Source organism: Alteromonas pelagimontana (genome assembly GCF_002499975.2).
In the GTDB taxonomy this organism is placed as follows: Bacteria; Pseudomonadota; Gammaproteobacteria; order Enterobacterales; family Alteromonadaceae; genus Alteromonas; species Alteromonas pelagimontana.
On record NZ_CP052766.1, the window covers coordinates 1137086 to 1154147 of the forward strand.

Here is a 17062-nt window from a genome sequence, read left to right on the forward strand (position 1 = left end):
AAGGAGGATTCATGCAGTCATTAGTTATCACAATTATGGGCAAGGACAAGCCCGGGCTGGTCGACACTGTCGCCAAGTGCGTGTATCAACACAGCGGCAACTGGCAAGGCAGCAGCTTCGCGCATATGGCGGGCTTGTTTACAGGGTTTGTTGAAGTCCATGTGCCAGAGGACCAACATGATAAACTTGTTAAAGCCCTAAACGCGCTACCTGACCTGACGGTGCAATCGGTTTCTGCCACTACCCAAAGTTCTCCGTTTAGTGACACCCTTATCGTCGAAGTGATGGGCAATGATAAACCTGGTATTGTTCAGGAACTTACCAGCATTCTGAACCAGTTCAACCTGAATATCGTTTCTTTTGATTCCCATTGTGAAAGTGCGCCAAACTGGGGCAGCTTGATGTTCAAAGCCAAAACTGTCATTGCGGTTCCCGATTCCTTTGATAATTCAGCATTAAAAACATCGCTGGAAGGCATTGCCAACGATTTGGTTGTCGATATCACTCCACGGCTTTAAGATTAGCTTTTTTCTCTGTCACCTTTATGTCACAAGTAAGTGTCAGGCTTTCTCCATTTTAAGTTGAAGTAGCAATAAGTATGGAAAACATAGAGTTGTATTATCCGAAAGAACTTAGCTGGCTTGCTTTCAATGAGCGCGTCTTACAGGAAGCTGCTGATAAAAATAATCCGGCAGTTGAGCGCATTCGATTTTTAGGTATTTACTCAAATAATCTGGATGAATTTTACCGGGTCCGCGCCGCCGATGTAAAACGCCAGATTACTATTGCCCAGAACGAAGAGCAGGATGCAGAAGCCGCCAACCTGATGGCGCTAATGGAGCAAATCCAAAAGAAAGTGGTGGAGTTATCGGTTAAGTTCGATGAAATACACAAAGAAGTGCTGCGGACGCTGGCGCGATATCACATCTACATTTTGCGTAAAAACCATCTCAACGACTATCAAAAGACCTGGGCAAAAAACTTCTTTGTCAACAAAATACTACGGCACATCGCCCCTATCCTCATTGATAAAAAAACAGACCTACTTACGCGGATAAATGGCACGGCGGTTTATCTCTATGTTGCCATTCGCCGCAAAGACAGAACCACACGCTACGCCGCAGTACAGGTACCGGCGGCGGAAATGTCGCGTTTTGTGCAAATTCCGCCGGAAAAAAGCCGCAAGAAAAAACATATCGTGCTGCTAGACGACATTATACAGCTTTGCCTGGAGGAAATTTTTCGCGGTTTCATTAAGTATGATTCTCTGGAAGCTTTTTCTTTTAAAGTTACCCGGGATTCTGAATATTCCATTAATAATGAAATTGATGAAAGTTACGTAGAAAAGATGTCGGAAAGCATGAAGCAGCGCTTAATTGCTGAACCCGTGCGGGTAATTTATGACAACCACATGCCAGAAGACATGGTTCAGGATCTGCGCAAGCGCTTGAAGGTAACGCGTCTTGATACTATGCATGCTGCTGGGCATTATCGCAATTTTAAAGACTTTATCAGTTTTCCGAATGTGGGCAGAGATTATCTCGAACACAGCAAACTTCCCGCTATCGATACGCGGGAGTTTTCGCAATACAATACGGTGTTTGATGCAATTACTGCTCACGATATCCTGCTGTACTACCCTTATCACCGTTTTTTGCATTTTACCGAATTCGTGCGTCAGGCAGCCTTCGATCCAAGCGTAAAAACTATTCGCATCAATATTTACCGGGTTGCCAGTAATTCTCGTATTGTTAATTCGTTAATAGACGCCGTAGACAACGGCAAAAAAGTTACCGTTGTGGTGGAACTGCGTGCCCGCTTTGATGAAGAAGCCAACATTGAATGGTCAAAACGTATGACCGATGCTGGCATTCGCGTGGTGCTGGGAGTACCGACCTTAAAAATTCACAGTAAGCTATGTATTGTGACGCGGGAGGAGCGTGGGGCGCTGGTTAATTATGCGCACTTTGGTACCGGTAACTTCAATGAAAAAACCGCGAAAATTTACACCGATTTTAGTTTGTTCACACGCAATCAGGAACTGGCAGAAGAAGCAGTAGGCGTATTTGACCTTATCCAGTACCCTTACCGGCGGTATAAATTCCATCATCTGCAGATCTCTCCGCTGAACGCGCGCACCCGTATACAATCACTCATTCGTCAGGAAATTCAGTTTCTTAAAGAAGGTCATGAAGCACAAATTACCTTTAAAATTAACAACCTGGTGGATAAAGAACTGATTGATGATTTGTACCGCGCCAGTCAGGCTGGCGTAAGAATTCGTGGAATTGTCCGTGGCATGTGCTCATTAGTCACCGGACTAGCGGGTATAAGTGAAAACATTGAGATAATTTCTATTGTAGATCGCTTTTTAGAACACCCGCGTGCTATGGTGTTTGAAGGGGGAGGCGATAGAAAAGTCTATATTTCATCAGCCGATTGGATGACGCGAAATATGGATAACCGCATAGAAGTGGGGTGCCCTATTTATGACAGGCGATTGCAACAACGTATCGTGGATATTCTGGAAATGCAATTTCAAGACACCCTTAAAGCCCGTGTCATCGATAAAGATCAAACAAACCGCTACGTTCGGCGCGGGAACCGTAAAAAATTGCGCTCGCAGATCGAAACCTACGTCTATCTACAACAGCTTGAAAAAGAGTAACTCTATTAATGACACAGCACGAATCTGCTTTTGACAGTGTAGAAAGCCGTGAAATCAGTAAAATTGCGGCGTTAGACATAGGTTCGAACAGCTTCCATTTAGTGGTTGCAAGAGTGGTTGCCGGATCCGTGCAAATACTTCATCGTGTAAAGCAGAAAGTTCGTTTAGCGGCAGGTCTTGATGATAATGACATTCTGTCACAGGATGCCATTGATCGCGGCCTGCAAACCTTACGGATTGTCGCTGAAAGTCTACAGGGCTTTGAGCCTGATTCAGTACGTATCGTCGCCACCCATACCCTTCGTCGTGCGCGAAACGCCCGTGACTTCATTAATGCGGCGAGGCGAATTTTGCCCTACCCTGTTGATGTCATCTCAGGGACGGAAGAAGCCCGGCTAATTTATTCTGGCGTTGCGCATACCAATCACAGTGATGGTCAGCGCCTGGTTGTGGATATCGGCGGCGGCTCTACAGAGCTGGTTATTGGCGAAGGTTTTGATCCCATAGTTTGTCGTAGCCTGCAAATGGGATGTGTCAGCTATACCAAACGTTTTTTTGCCGATGGCCAACTCGACGAGACATCTTTTGCTAAGGCTATTACGGCGGCAGAGCAAGAGCTTGAGCATATTGAAGCTAAGTTCAAACGCCTGGGCTGGATTCACTGCATTGGCACCTCAGGCACCATTAAGACTCTCTTTAATTTGGTGCAAACAGATAGGACCAATAGTCACGATGTGCCAGTCACCCTGAAAAGCTTAAAATCGCTTATGAGCGAATTTATTAGAGTCGGACATATCAATCATTTATCCATGCCTGAAATCAGCGAAGATCGACGCACGGTGATTGCTGCAGGCCTGGCAATTCTGATAGCCATTTTTGAACTGCTTGATATTGAAGGGATGGTGTATTCGCCAGCGGCGTTGCGTGAAGGTGTGCTATACCAGATGGAGGACGAACTGCATAACGCAGATATTCGTAGTCGCACCGCCTCCAGCCTGGCTACCCGCTATGATGTCGATACCAAACAGGCGAATATGGTATTAAATACCACATTAGATTTACTGAACCGCTGCGCCAAGAACTGGAAGTTAGACAGAACTGACTATAAAAGCATGCTGGGATGGGCGGCATTGCTGCATGAAATCGGGTTGCAAATCAATTCCCGCGGCGTACAAAGACATTCTGCTTACATTCTGGCAAATGTAGACATGCCTGGATTTACGCAGGAACAACAGGAACTGTTGGCCACGTTACTGCGCTTCCATCGCAAGAAAATCAAAATTAATGAGTTACCTGCGTTTTATCAATATGAGGAAAACGTAGTAAAAAAGCTAATCGCCATATTGCGGCTGGGTGTGTTGCTGAACATCAAGCGTCAGGAAACCTTTGTCCCTGACTTTGTCGCAGATATTACTAAAAATTCTCTCACCATTACCTTTCCTGAAGACTGGCTGGCGCAACGTCCCATTATCTCTGCTGATCTAGAACGAGAAAGCGCCTATTGGAGAGCTTTGGATTTAAAATTACAGGTAATGTAAAGCCGCTTTAGATTCCCACTGCTATTACCTGGTTACGCCCCTGAGATTTCGCTTCGTATAACGCACCATCGGCCTCGCTTATACCTTTAAAAATATCGCTTTTGGGAGCAATTGCTCCTACGCCAAAAGACGCGGTAAGCGTAAAAGAGGCTTCTTTAAAGCGCATGGGTTGCTCACACACCAGTTCTCTGAGGCGTTCTGCCATGGCGTAAGCCTGATTTAAACTGCAATTGGGTGAAAGAATAAGAAATTCTTCACCACCTAATCGAATGAGTGAATCTTCTTTACGCAATCCTGCGCCTACGATTTTGGCGAACTGCTTTAATGCTTTATCACCGACGACATGCCCGTGTTTGTCATTGATTGCTTTAAAATGATCGATATCACAAACCACCACCGACAAATCGTGTCCTGCACGTGCAGCATGTGCACCAAACTTAGGTGCCATATCATAAAAATAATGGCGATTTTTACAACCGGTTAACGGGTCGATGTAGACCTGGGAACGCAGTCGCCGCACCAGAGAGTGCAACACACTTACCACAAACCCCAGCATAAATAAGATCATCATTACCAATATAAGGCCGAATTGAATGAAGGTTTGGCGAAGCTCAGATCCGGCTCCATTAAATAAGTATAAGGGAGAGCCCAAAAACAAAATTCCCTGTGCGCACAGCATCCCTACAAATATTACTCTGTCTCCGCTGCTGTCATTTCCAATATAGTGACGAATACGCAGCGTAGTCATGATCAATGGGATGGAACAACTGACCAGCAAAATCATTTCTCTTGCCGCTACAATATCGTAAACAAGGTAGAAAAACAGCGTGGCAAATTGGTTTACTGCCATATGTGCCAGTATCAAATGAAAGCTACGGCGGCGTATAACATGCCCATAGCGCTTAATCACTGTCATGAACAGTAGGTAGGCGCTTGCGAGGGTAAAGAAGTTGTATCCGACTACGTATATCATCATTTGATCGAGATGACGCGCAGATAAGCAACAATGGCCTAGCCACATACATAGAAGAAATAGCCTGGCAAAGTGGACAGAACGTCCTTTTTCAAAATGAGAAGATGGAGGTAACGCAAAGGTGAAGAGCATACCAATGCATGCTACTACGCCGAGTATTACAGCCTGAAATAGAATAAACTCGTATGCGCTTAACAACTTTTTACCTACTTAAGGCAAGGCCCGAATTTCTTCGCCTCGCCGTGAGTTTAAACAACTGTCAGGACACGCGCACTTCCGCTTCCTGCAGAATTAGGTGATCGTCTTTGATCGTAAGGCGATTATAGAAGGTTTACTAAAAAGAATTCAATGGAATAAGGCGTGGATGAGGACAAATGTCTTCAACCACGCCAATGACTATGACTTTGACGCCTCATAAATAGACGCGATCGCCTTGTCCAAGGTGCTTTCGAATTCCGCTTGAGATTGTGTAGCAGAGACTCCCTCAGTTAAAGCACGGGAAAAGCTCGCAATCACGCCCTTGTTTTCCTTTAGTTTGGCATTAGCATCTTCACGGGAATAACCGCCAGATAACGCCACTACTTTTAATACTTTCGGATGATCCACTAATTCTTTATAAAAATTAGGTTTGGCAGGAAGAGTAAGTTTAAGCATCACCTGCTGGTCTTCGTTCAGCAAGTTAAGCTGCGTCAAAATCTCCAGTTTGAGTAAGGCTTCTGCTTCGGCCTTTTGCGGACTTTTGATATCCACCTCAGGTTCAATAATGGGAACCAGTCCAGCTGCAAGAATCTGCTTACCTATTTCAAACTGCTGCTCAACAACGGCCTTAATGCCTTCGTGATTAGCCAGCTTTACTACCGAACGCATTTTTGTGCCAAAGACATTTTGTGCGGTGGCTTTTGCTAACAGCGCTTCAAGAGCGGGCATGGGTTTCATTGTTTGCACGCCGTTAACTTCATCAGTTAAACCTTTATCTACTTTAAGAAAAGGCACAATGCGCTTTTTCTCCCAGAGATACTTCGCTACGGGTATGCCTTCAATATCTCTTTCAAGCGTATTTTCAAACAAAATAGCGCCTAATATACGATCGCCGTTAAACGCCTCGCTGGCAATGATACGGGTACGCATTTGATGCACGGTTGTGAACATTTCTTCATCATTACGATAAGCTGATTCTTCAATGCCGTAAAGACGTAGCGCTTTTGGTGTGCTTCCGCCACTTTGATCCAAGGCCGCAATAAAACCTTTTTGAACTTTGATTTTATTAAGCATGGCTTGTTGAGCTTGTGATGCCATTTGCAACACTCCTTTTTGTTATACTGCCTAAAGGCAGGTGTAGGGTTTATGATTATTATTGCCGATGTACGTCACTGTAGCACCGGCGAATTCGGTAACAGGTTACCTAAGACAGTTGCGTGCTTTATTTATTTTTTTCTTCTAGCACGGCAACTGCGGGTAATGTTTTCCCTTCTAAAAATTCCAGAAAAGCACCACCACCGGTCGAGATATAAGATATTTTATCTGCAATTTCGTATTTATCTACCGCTGCCAGCGTATCGCCGCCCCCCGCAATCGAAAACGCTTCACTTTCTGCAATGGCCTGCGCGATTGCTTTTGTACCTGCGCTGAACTGCTCAAATTCAAATACACCGACGGGGCCGTTCCATACAATCGTGCCGGCATTTTTCAAGATATCCACTAACACAGCAACGGAATCCGGACCAATATCAAATACCATGTCATCGGCATCAATACTGTCGACAGCTTTTAAAGTTGCTGGCGTCGACTCTGAAAAGGCTTTTCCCACCACAACATCAGTAGGTACAGGAATATCTCCACCATTAGCCTTGGCATCAGCAACAAGACGCTTGGCTTCCTCAATCAGATCGGTTTCAACCAATGATTTACCCACTTCATACCCTTGGGCAGCAATGAAAGTGTTAGCTATACCGCCGCCGACGATCAACTGATCGACTTTTTCTGCCAGCGATTTCAGTACGGTTAATTTTGAGGACACTTTCGAGCCCCCGACAATCGCTACCATCGGACGTGCAGGTTTATCTAATGCTTTGCCTAAAGCATCCAACTCTGCTGCAAGTAAAGGACCCGCGCAGGCTTTAGGAGCAAATTTGGCCACACCGTGGGTAGAAGCCTGAGCTCTGTGAGCAGTACCAAAAGCATCCATTACGAAGATGTCGCAAAGGGCTGCATATTGCTTTGCCAACGCTTCATCATCTTCTTTTTCGCCTTTGTTAAAGCGCACATTCTCCAGAATAACGACTTCGCCCGGCGACACATCTTTTACGCCATCAAGATAATTTTTTACCAGTTTTACCGGTACATCCAGCGCATCGTTGAGATAGTCAACGACGGGTTGTAAAGAAAATTCTTCTTCCGGCTTCCCTTCAGTCGGGCGCCCCAGGTGAGACATAACCATGACGGCTGCGCCTGCATCCAAAGCGGCTTGAAGAGTAGGAATCGACGCTTTGATCCTTGCATCAGAGGTGACTTTGCCTTCTTTTATCGGCACATTCAGATCCTGACGGATCAGGACTCGCTGGCCGTCCAGCGAGAAATCTTGCATAGTTGGAATCGTCATACTATTTCCCTTTAATGAGGTTTACTACGAATTCGTTACGCCAGCACGATACATTGCCAAAGTCGTATCGATCATGCGATTGGCGAATCCCCATTCGTTGTCACACCAAACCAGTGTTTTTACCAGTTGACGGTGGCTGACCCGGGTTTGGGTGCCGTCAACAATGCTTGAATGAGGATCATGATTAAAATCTACAGAGACCAGAGGTTCTTCGGTGTATTCCAAAATACCCTCGAGCCGCCCTTCGCGTGCCTGCTTAAGCGCATTATTCACATCAGCAATGGTGACTTCGGTATTAAGTGTGACACTAAGGTCCATTGCCGTCACGTTGATAGTCGGTACGCGCACCGCAATGGCTTCAAACTTCCCTGCGAACTTAGGTAAAATCCGCTCAATCCCTCGTGCCAAGCGTGTATCAACAGGAATGATGGATTGACTGGCCGCCCGGGTGCGTCTTAAATCATCATGGTACGCGTCAATCACCTGTTGATCATGCATGGAGGCATGAATCGTGGTGATAGTCCCGCTTAGCACCCCAAAAGCGTTATCCAGCACCTGAATTACGGGCACTATACAGTTAGTGGTACAAGAACCGTTGGAAACCAGCCGATGATCAGCAGTTAACGTATCCTCGTTACTACCAAAAATAATCGTGTTATCCAGATCGGCACTCCCGGGCTGAGAAAATAGCACCGCTCTAGCTCCGGCATCCAAGTGTGCCTGGCCGGCGCGGCGATCATCATTAACCCCCGTGCATTCAAGCACAATATCTACGCCCAAATCCCGCCACGGCAACATATCTATAGCGGGTTGAGCAAGTAGACGAATGGGGTTTCCATCAACATGCAGCTCGTTTTGTCTCAGCTCTACAGGAAAGCCAAAACGCCCATGAGCGGTATCGTATTTTAAAAGATGGGCAATGCCCTCAGGTTTGGCGATATCATTTATTGCCACCACCTGTATCAGATTTGTGCGTTGAGTTTCATACAGCGCACGCAACAGGTTACGGCCAACCCGGCCAAACCCGTTGATGGCAACTCTTACCATATATCCCGCCTGTTGCCGGTGATTACTTCAGTGCAAGTGCAGCCTCAACCACAGCATCGGTTGTAATGTTAAAGTGCTTAAACAAGTCTTCAGCGCGGCCAGATTCTCCGAAAGTATCCATACCGACAACTGCGCCCTTAAAGCCCACGTATTTATGCCAGGATTCTTTTGCCAATGCTTCAACTGCCACCCGGCGTTCAACATTGGAAGGCAGAACCGACTCCCGATAGGCTTCGTCCTGGCGATCGAAGACATCCGTACACGGCATAGAGATAACTCTTGCAGCCTTGCCCTTTTCTTTTAATTTGTCAGCAGCTTCAACGGCAAGTTGAACTTCTGAACCTGTTGCAATTAATAGTACATCAGGAGTACCGTCACAGTCTTTAAGAATGTACCCGCCCTTTTCAATCGACGCCACCTGTTCTTTAGACCGTTCCTGTTGAGGAACACTCTGGCGGGTGAAGATCAGCGTATTCGGTCCATCCTTGCGTAACAGCGCAGCTTTCCACGCCACAGCGGATTCAACCGGATCACATGGCCGCCAATTATCTAAATTCGGCGTTGCGCGAAGCGCTACAAGCTGCTCGATAGGCTGGTGAGTGGGTCCATCTTCGCCCAATCCAATGGAATCGTGGGTGTAAACGAAGTTTACAGGCGCTTTTGCTAATGCTGCAAGACGAACTGCGTTACACGCGTATTCCATAAAAGTCAGAAAGGTCGCACCGTACGGTTTAAAGCCGCCGTGCAGCGCGATTCCGTTCATCATTGCCGACATGCCAAATTCCCGTACTCCGTAGTAGATATAATTACCAGCGGCGTTGTTGGCGCTTACTCCTTCGCTGTCATCCCATAGGGTAAGGTTGGAGCCTGCGAGGTCAGCCGAACCGCCCAGCAGTTCGGGTAGCAACGGCCCGTAAGCATTTAAACAGTTTTGCGATGCTTTTCTCGTGGCTATTTTTTCCGGATTTGCTTGTAGCCTGGCAATATATTCGTCGGCTTTTCCGATAAAATCAGCAGGCATGGTACCAGCTATGCGGCGTTTAAATTCCTTGGCCAGATCAGGGTGTGCTTTTTCATATTCATCAAAGCGCGCATTCCAGTCACTTTCAGCTTTAGCGCCGCTGTCTTTGGCGTTCCATTCGGCATAAATGTCTTCAGGAATTTCAAATGGCGCGGCAGTCCATCCCAACTCTTCCCGTGCGGCTTTAATTTCATCATCGCCGAGAGGCGAACCATGAGTGGCTTCAGTCCCTTGTTTGTTAGGAGAGCCAAAACCGATAATGGTTTTACAGCAAATCAGGGTCGGCTGCCCGGTATTTTTGCGGGCTTCTTCAATCGCTTTGCGAACTTGCTCTGCATCATGACCATCTACATTTGCTATTACGTGCCAGCCGTAGGCGCGAAACCGTCCAACCGTGTCATCGGTAAACCAGCCTTCAACTTCACCATCTATGGAAATCCCGTTATCATCATAAAACGCAATCAGCTTTCCAAGCCCTAGAGTTCCAGCCAGCGAACAACTTTCGTGGGATATTCCTTCCATCAAACAGCCGTCGCCTAAAAACACATAGGTGTAGTGGTCGACAATATTGTGGCTACCTTTATTAAATTGTGCGGCCAGAACCTTTTCTGACAATGCCATGCCCACAGCGTTGGCAAGACCTTGTCCTAAAGGACCTGTGGTGGTTTCTACACCGGGAGTATAACCATATTCGGGATGTCCGGGAGTTTTTGAATGCAACTGGCGGAACTGTTTTAGTTCTTCGATAGGAAGATCGTAACCGGTTAAATGCAGTACCGAATATTGCAACATGGAACCGTGACCATTGGACATCACGAAGCGGTCTCGGTTGGGCCAGGCAGGATTACCCGGGTTGTGAGACAAATAATCGCACCAGAGAACCTGAGCAATATCAGCCATTCCCATGGGTGCTCCAGGGTGACCGGCTTTAGCTTTTTGTACTGCGTCCATACTTAACGCCCGAATGGCGTTGGCGAGTTCACGACGAGTTGGCATGATGTCTCCTTGTATTTTACACATTAGAAATGTCATACGTGATCACCAGCGTTTAGCTCAACTAAATTTCCCAGGAGTAAGCATCACTGTGGTTTGATTTAGCTGGCCTCTCTGCCGTTACAACGACCTCGGCTTATTCTTACCCAGGCGCACAACCAGTTCAATAAATTTTGCGGAATTTATTGTTTCGAATACAGACGTAACGGACAGACAGCACTGCGGGAAAGAAAGTAAACCAAAAACGTCAACAATTCGTAACAGATAGACTTGTAGACGTCCAGAAGTAAAGACTGGTAATTTAAAGCAATATTGATACAATACTGCGCTTATTTTTGGTGATTAACCATTACGGAGAGTTTATGGCAACGCATTTATTTACTTCGGAATCCGTGTCTGAGGGACATCCGGATAAAATTGCCGATCAGATTTCTGACGCCGTGCTTGATGCCATTTTAGAGCAAGATCCGCGCGCACGTGTAGCTTGCGAGACCTATGTTAAGACGGGCATGGTATTGGTTGGGGGAGAAATTACCACCTCAGCATGGGTTGATATTGAAGAACTTACCCGCCAAACGGTAAAAGATATCGGTTATACCCACTCCGACATGGGTTTTGATGCAGATTCCTGCGCGGTGCTTAACGCTATTGGAAAACAGTCACCGGACATTAATCAGGGTGTCGACCGTCAAAGACCAGAAGATCAAGGCGCTGGCGACCAGGGGCTCATGTTTGGCTATGCCAGCGATGAAACCGATGTATTAATGCCCGCCCCTATCACCTATGCTCATCGTTTAGTTCAGCGTCAGGCTGAGGTAAGAAAGTCAGGTAAGCTGGGCTGGTTACGTCCGGATGCGAAAAGCCAGGTTACTTTTAGGTATGAAAATGACAAGCCTGTCGGTATTGATGCCATTGTGCTTTCAACGCAACACAGTGATGCAGTATCTACTGAGCAAGTGCGTGAAGCGGTGATGGAAGAAATCATTAAACCGGTAGTACCTGCTGAGTGGCTAAAGAAAACCCGCTTTCATATTAATCCTACAGGGCGTTTTGTCATCGGGGGGCCAATGGGAGACTGCGGATTAACGGGCCGCAAAATCATAGTTGATACTTACGGTGGCATGGCGCGTCATGGAGGCGGAGCGTTTTCCGGCAAAGATCCTTCTAAAGTAGATCGCTCTGCCGCCTATGCAGGCCGATACGTCGCTAAAAATATCGTAGCTGCAGGATTAGCAAAGCGTTGCGAGATCCAGATTTCCTACGCCATAGGTGTGGCTGAACCAACTTCCATCAGCGTAGAAACGTTTGGTACAGGTACAGTGGATGAGAAAACGTTGGTCGCACTGGTGCGGGAACATTTTGATTTGCGTCCTTTCGGACTGCTGAAAATGCTCGACCTGGAGCGCCCGATATATCGAGCCACCGCCGCGTATGGACACTTCGGCCGCGAGAGCTTTCCATGGGAAGCCACCAATAAAGCCGAGGCATTAAGAGCTTCCGTATAGTTAAGGGCGTATGCCCTTGGCTGTCCAAAAATTTCTGATTGATAGATCTGTATCAATTACGCTATGGGCGTTCTATTCACTGTTGCGAACCTTCGCTGCTCTATGGGCGAAGGCTCTGCAAATCCCGTCAGCGTACTTTCTCACCTCCTTACTCATAACGCGACAAAACACGAGCCCGCCTCATCAGGTAGTCGCGTCAATTTTTCTTCTTTCCCGACATCAACAGCCGAAAATTTAGAGCCAGTAAATTATACTAATACGCGCTGAGTGAGCACACATAAAGGTGGGTTAGTACTGAATACAACCCCTACAGAACGAAATTTTAAATAAGGCGATCAAATTTTTAAAACTCCCGTACACATATAAAATCAGCGGGAGATTAAAAAACAAACAATTCTTACTGCGAAATTTACTTATGCCTTCTACACTAAAAATAAACAAATCGATAAACGCTCAACTGTTATGGAAACGTGCAAATGAAAAGCACATGGAGTTTTGTCACTATTGCGATGATGGTAGTTGCCAATGCGACCGCGGGTGAGGCTGAGGGTATCAGCTCAATTACCAGCCTGTATGCATCGCCCTATCAAACGGAAATTTCTTATCGCAGCAAACGTCTGCCTAAATGGTCGTTTGGCGTTAAATATAATCGAAAGGTAAACTTCCATCCGCTTTGGGTCGACAGCATTAGTGAAAATCCCAGCATTGACTCTATTCGCTTATCGGCCGCGCGAATGATACCAATGACGAAATCTCAGCGAATTTTCGCATCTGTACAAACCAGTAACGATCATAACTTTGATGTACATGATTGGGTATATTTACCTGCCAATGCCGGTACTGCTGCCAGCCTGGGATGGCAATTAGGAGCGTCCCAGGATTTAAATCTTGCCGTTGAATATGAATATCGGGAAGTAGGAGAAGTGGATATAAGCTCCCTGTTATTGGGCGTGCAATATTACTTTTAGGTCATCGCTTCAAGAGTAAAACTAAGATTCAGCAAGCATAAAATCCACGATAGCGGCTGCATGAATTTGCGCTGTATCCAATACCGGAATACTCACATCCTGCTGCCCAATCAACAATCCGATTTCGGTACAACCCAGAACCGCCGCCTGAGCGCCATCCACTCCCATCTGCTCAATAATCTGCTGGAATATCTGGCGGGAGCTATCACGAATTTCGCCCCGGCAAAGCTCCTGATAAATAATATCGTGTATTGCCTGTCTGCCGGCCACATCTGGGGTGATCACATCAATACCCTGCTGCTTCAGGCGCGAAATATAGAAAGGTTGCTCCATGGTAAACCGGGTTCCTAACAGCGCGACCTTGCGCATTCCGGTAAGCTGACACTGCATAGCGGTCGCATCAGCAATATGTATTAATGGAACGGAAATTTGTGCTTCAATTTCAGGCGCGACTTTATGCATGGTATTGGTCGCTATCACCATTCCTTGCGCCCCGGCCTTTTCCAGATTAACGGCGATTTTTACCAGATGGTCTGTAAGTGATGTCCAGTCGTTATTATGCTGCCACTGGCTCACCGGCTGAAAGTCGACGCTGTGAAGCAGCAAACTGGCACTATGCAAATCGCCCATTCGCGCATTAATCCCACGGTTGATTGCCTGATAATAACTAACCGTAGATTCCCAACTCATGCCACCAATAATGCCGACAGTACGTTGTTTTGCCATTTCAACTCCTGCTTAATTACGATGATGCCAAAGACGTCTGAAGGAATGTTTGCTGAATCAACTCAGCATCAACACTGGCTCTATGACGAGAGCGGGACTGACGGGAGTACAAGTCCGATTTTACCTTATGCCATGACTTCATCTGAGCTTCGCTAAGTACATGCTCTAACGCAGACAACCTGAAGGTCATCATACGTCCAGCGCGCGCAAATAGTTGAATGAGCCACGGATTATCTACTACCCAGCCATCCGAATATGCTGTCTGCGCATTCAAGAATCCGTTGAGGCGATCGCACACCACGCCGCCATCAGAGCCAAAGCGCAACAGATGTTCCCGTGATATACCGTGTAACGCTTCTGCGCTGTTATCCCAGTGCTTCCAGTCGTCGTAAGGCTTTATCAACATGCAAAATCGTTCGCCATCACTTCGCTTTACCCCAATTTCGATGGGGTAGCTGCTGGCGCCAAAACCGCTGGCTTCCATATCTAAGATACTTGGGGGATATTGTCGAGAACGCACAGCCTGATGTTTGTTTAAAGGAATATAAATGATACGCTACGTGCAGACGGCCGCTTGTGCAAGTTTACTTTGCCATTAGCGTTCCCAAAGTCACATTTTAGGTCCTGGGAAAGAGGATATCAGTGTTGCGCCTAAGTAACTTTTCCTTCCGCACACAGCCGACACCAATGCAATAATCTGGTGTTTTGGCACGGTAATCGCTTAAAATTGAAGATATCACAGAATTTTACTCACGCTGCCAGGTAGTAACATGACCCAATCCCCGTTCCAGTCTGACCTGTCGGTTAATACCGATAAGGCAAGACAGCAGGCGAGCGCGCTAACGCAATTGTTACGCGTAGCGGTAGCTTGCGTGGCATTAGGTTTATCTGTGCTTTGTCTGCAATTTGGTACAGCATACCTCACCGCCCAACATTCCGAAGCCACGGTGAGTCGTTGGTTTAAAGGTCTGGAAATTCCGGCTGCAACAGATATCGAACTAATGCAAAAAAACCTGGAAAGCGTTAGCGAAATTTTACCCAGCGATGCTGGTGTGGAGTTAGCTCTTGCCCGTTTATATTTGCTACGGGGACAAGCGGAAAATTCTGAAGTATTTTACGAGGCAGCCCGTACCACGCTGAATGATATCCGCCTGGCTCAACCCACTCACTTCCAGCCCCTAGCCCTGCTTGTGCTATTGGATGACATGCAAAATATTCCCATTGCAGATGCAATGCCGAATATTGAAAAGGCATTAAGTGCCGGAGCATTCGAGAAAGAAACACAGCTAACTATCGGCCCGCTGATTGTGAAAAAATGGCAGCATCTATCCGCCCATGCGCAAGAGTTAGCTGGCCCCTTTGTGAAAAGCGCCTTGCGGGAAGAAGACACCAAACAACGTATGTACTCCGCTATGCGTGAATATGCTCTGGTAACGCCTTTTCTTAGCTATTCTTCAAATAAGAAAACATCTGCGGAGCTTAGGGAGATGGCAAGCTCGTTGATGAAGCACACAGAAAATGCCACTTATCGATAACTCTCTCAGCACATGTTCCCGAATTGTTATCGCTATAGCGATTCTACTGTATCCCTGGTTACACGGTGCTGAGCTACCTTGGGAACAGGTAAGCATGGCCGGATTTATTTTTGTAGCACTACTGTTAGCAATTACCCAACGCAATCTTCTGGTTGACTTACCTGCCGCGTCCAAAACGTTTTTCATGCTTTTTATCCTTTGGCTGGCCTACTGTTGCCTGTATATCATTCCCTTACCTTTTGCCGTTGTAGAAGTGTTAAGTCCCAATATCGCCGCCTGGTATAACAGCGGGCAGCCGCCGGAAGAAATTTACCTTTCGGTATATAAGCAAGCCTCGCTTATTGAATTGTTCAAATATATTGCCCTGGCAGCGCTGTTTTTGCTGGTAACCGCCTTATTTCGGGAGGAAAAAAACGTTCATCGTTTAGCCTGGATATTGGTGGCGGGCTGTCTTTTAACTGCATTGTACTCGCTGTTAAATTTTGGTACTAAAGGACAGTTTGAATGGGTAGCCGCCATTCCTCCCTGGGGTTTTGAATGGGAAAACGGTATCCGCGGGACCTTTAGCTATAAAAACCAGTACGCTATTTATCTTGCAATGACCATTGCAGTGGCAACAGGCTTACTTGCTGATCGGCTACAGGCATTCCACTTCTCCGGGCACTCATCGTTTACAGCGAAAGTAAAAATGGTGATGCAGTCCAGCGCCTGTATCTTGTTAATCAGCATTGTTGTTCTTTACATCACTTTGCTTAACACCAGCTCACGCGGAGCGGTGGTATCACTGATTGTTGCAGCAATTATAGCGCTGGGGTTGTATCTACTGACAAACCGCGTCTTTCGGAAGCTGATCTTTAATAGGAAAATACTCGGGCTTGGCGCTGTAGCCCTTATTATTGCTGCAGCCTTGTTTACGCAATCGTCTATTTTCAAGCGCTTTGGTAGTGATAAGTTAGAAGATAACGGAAGAACCTTACTTCGTAATACAGTAGTGCAGGTTATTGAGCACAGCCCTGTATTTGGCACGGGGCCAGGCACTTATCCCTATATTCAGCATTATTTTAAGCCGTTGCAACTGGGCAATTCGCAAATGTCAAAACGTGCGCATAATGATTATTTAGAAACTTTTGCTACCCAGGGAATAATCGGGTTTTCACTACTGGGGTTAAGTATCGGTTATCTGCTGGTGCATCTATTTAAAAATGTGGATACCAGGTTTAACGGTCTGCTGCTGGGATGCCGGTGTGCAATTGTGGCGTATATGATTCAGGCTGTTTATGATGTTAATGCTGCAGTTTATTACCTGCCGTTTTGCTTCATATTGATCCTCGCTTTAGGCAATGTAATCTTGCTGTTTCATCGCCGCACCAGTGACGCGTTAGTGGCAGACTCGAACGAAAAAGCTGCAGTTCCCCAAGCCATCTTAAAGCGAAGCCATTCTTAACAATATCAACGAAGCATTTGAACTTATATCAGAGAGAAAATACCC

At 46.4% G+C, this 17062-nt stretch carries 14 protein-coding genes; 7 read left to right on the plus strand and 7 right to left on the minus strand.

Annotated elements, in window-relative coordinates; all coding sequences use genetic code 11:
• Positions 1-11: 11 nt before the first annotated feature.
• From CA267_RS05190 to ppx, 3 genes are all read left to right on the plus strand, one after another.
• On the plus strand, positions 12-518 hold the full coding sequence (locus CA267_RS05190; RefSeq protein WP_075608477.1) for a glycine cleavage system protein R: 507 nt from the start codon (positions 12-14) through the stop codon (positions 516-518).
• Positions 519-598: 80 nt separating this feature from the next.
• Entirely contained in the window at positions 599-2668 is a 2070-nt protein-coding gene (gene ppk1 / locus CA267_RS05195) for a polyphosphate kinase 1 (RefSeq protein WP_075608476.1), read from the plus strand.
• 8 nt (positions 2669-2676) lie between these two features.
• On the plus strand, positions 2677-4206 hold the full coding sequence (gene ppx / locus CA267_RS05200) for an exopolyphosphatase (protein WP_075608475.1): 1530 nt from the start codon (positions 2677-2679) through the stop codon (positions 4204-4206).
• Between the two features lie 7 nt (positions 4207-4213).
• On the opposite strand, the gene CA267_RS05205 is transcribed toward ppx, so the two are convergent.
• The 5 genes from CA267_RS05205 to tkt all read right to left on the minus strand — a co-directional run bounded on the left by CA267_RS05205 (position 4214) and on the right by tkt (position 10842).
• A complete protein-coding gene (locus CA267_RS05205; RefSeq protein WP_083638310.1) occupies positions 4214-5311 on the minus strand; it encodes a GGDEF domain-containing protein in 1098 nt (365 codons plus the stop codon).
• Positions 5312-5575: 264 nt separating this feature from the next.
• Positions 5576-6475, minus strand: coding sequence for a fructose bisphosphate aldolase (locus CA267_RS05210; protein ID WP_075608473.1), 900 nt, complete (start codon positions 6473-6475; stop codon positions 5576-5578).
• A 124-nt stretch (positions 6476-6599) separates the two neighbouring features.
• On the minus strand, positions 6600-7778 hold the full coding sequence (locus CA267_RS05215; RefSeq protein ID WP_075608472.1) for a phosphoglycerate kinase: 1179 nt from the start codon (positions 7776-7778) through the stop codon (positions 6600-6602).
• A 24-nt stretch (positions 7779-7802) separates the two neighbouring features.
• Entirely contained in the window at positions 7803-8825 is a 1023-nt protein-coding gene (gene epd, locus CA267_RS05220; protein ID WP_075608471.1) for an erythrose-4-phosphate dehydrogenase, read from the minus strand.
• A 22-nt stretch (positions 8826-8847) separates the two neighbouring features.
• Positions 8848-10842 (minus strand): transketolase, encoded by a 1995-nt coding sequence (gene tkt / locus CA267_RS05225; protein ID WP_075608470.1) that lies wholly within the window; start codon positions 10840-10842, stop codon positions 8848-8850.
• Between the two features lie 359 nt (positions 10843-11201).
• On the opposite strand from tkt, the gene metK reads away from it, so the two are divergent.
• Positions 11202-12344 carry a methionine adenosyltransferase gene (metK, locus tag CA267_RS05230; RefSeq protein WP_075608469.1) on the plus strand — a complete coding sequence of 381 codons (1143 nt, stop codon included), beginning with the start codon at positions 11202-11204 and terminating at the stop codon, positions 12342-12344.
• Positions 12345-12820: 476 nt separating this feature from the next.
• Positions 12821-13312 (plus strand): hypothetical protein, encoded by a 492-nt coding sequence (locus CA267_RS05235; RefSeq protein ID WP_075608468.1) that lies wholly within the window; start codon positions 12821-12823, stop codon positions 13310-13312.
• Positions 13313-13333: 21 nt separating this feature from the next.
• Here CA267_RS05235 and CA267_RS05240 read toward each other — a convergent pair whose 3' ends face one another.
• Entirely contained in the window at positions 13334-14038 is a 705-nt protein-coding gene (locus tag CA267_RS05240; RefSeq protein WP_075608467.1) for an aspartate/glutamate racemase family protein, read from the minus strand.
• Between the two features lie 16 nt (positions 14039-14054).
• Positions 14055-14522: a hypothetical protein gene (locus CA267_RS05245; protein WP_075608466.1), complete on the minus strand. Its 468-nt coding sequence runs from the start codon at positions 14520-14522 to the stop codon at positions 14055-14057.
• Positions 14523-14808: 286 nt separating this feature from the next.
• Here CA267_RS05245 and CA267_RS05250 point away from each other — a divergent pair, with 286 nt between their 5' ends.
• Complete coding sequence (locus CA267_RS05250) at positions 14809-15573, plus strand: hypothetical protein (RefSeq protein WP_075608465.1); 765 nt, start codon at positions 14809-14811, stop codon at positions 15571-15573.
• The gene (locus CA267_RS05255; RefSeq protein ID WP_075608464.1) at positions 15557-17017 is read left to right on the plus strand and encodes an O-antigen ligase family protein; all 1461 of its coding nucleotides are present in this window, start codon (positions 15557-15559) and stop codon (positions 17015-17017) included. Before CA267_RS05250 ends, CA267_RS05255 begins: the two co-directional genes overlap by 17 nt.
• Positions 17018-17062: the final 45 nt, after the last annotated feature.

What these genes read in the sequence shown, in the direction of transcription:
- CA267_RS05190 (WP_075608477.1), top strand. Translation starts at nt 12, where the DNA reads ATGCAGTCATTAGTTATCACAATTATGGGCAAGGACAAGCCCGGGCTG.
- ppk1 (WP_075608476.1), top strand. Translation starts at nt 599, where the DNA reads ATGGAAAACATAGAGTTGTATTATCCGAAAGAACTTAGCTGGCTTGCT.
- ppx (WP_075608475.1), top strand. Translation starts at nt 2,677, where the DNA reads ATGACACAGCACGAATCTGCTTTTGACAGTGTAGAAAGCCGTGAAATC.
- CA267_RS05205 (WP_083638310.1), bottom strand. Translation starts at nt 5,311, where the DNA reads ATGCTCTTCACCTTTGCGTTACCTCCATCTTCTCATTTTGAAAAAGGA.
- CA267_RS05210 (WP_075608473.1), bottom strand. Translation starts at nt 6,475, where the DNA reads ATGGCATCACAAGCTCAACAAGCCATGCTTAATAAAATCAAAGTTCAA.
- CA267_RS05215 (WP_075608472.1), bottom strand. Translation starts at nt 7,778, where the DNA reads ATGACGATTCCAACTATGCAAGATTTCTCGCTGGACGGCCAGCGAGTC.
- epd (WP_075608471.1), bottom strand. Translation starts at nt 8,825, where the DNA reads ATGGTAAGAGTTGCCATCAACGGGTTTGGCCGGGTTGGCCGTAACCTG.
- tkt (WP_075608470.1), bottom strand. Translation starts at nt 10,842, where the DNA reads ATGCCAACTCGTCGTGAACTCGCCAACGCCATTCGGGCGTTAAGTATG.
- metK (WP_075608469.1), top strand. Translation starts at nt 11,202, where the DNA reads ATGGCAACGCATTTATTTACTTCGGAATCCGTGTCTGAGGGACATCCG.
- CA267_RS05235 (WP_075608468.1), top strand. Translation starts at nt 12,821, where the DNA reads ATGAAAAGCACATGGAGTTTTGTCACTATTGCGATGATGGTAGTTGCC.
- CA267_RS05240 (WP_075608467.1), bottom strand. Translation starts at nt 14,038, where the DNA reads ATGGCAAAACAACGTACTGTCGGCATTATTGGTGGCATGAGTTGGGAA.
- CA267_RS05245 (WP_075608466.1), bottom strand. Translation starts at nt 14,522, where the DNA reads ATGGAAGCCAGCGGTTTTGGCGCCAGCAGCTACCCCATCGAAATTGGG.
- CA267_RS05250 (WP_075608465.1), top strand. Translation starts at nt 14,809, where the DNA reads ATGACCCAATCCCCGTTCCAGTCTGACCTGTCGGTTAATACCGATAAG.
- CA267_RS05255 (WP_075608464.1), top strand. Translation starts at nt 15,557, where the DNA reads ATGCCACTTATCGATAACTCTCTCAGCACATGTTCCCGAATTGTTATC.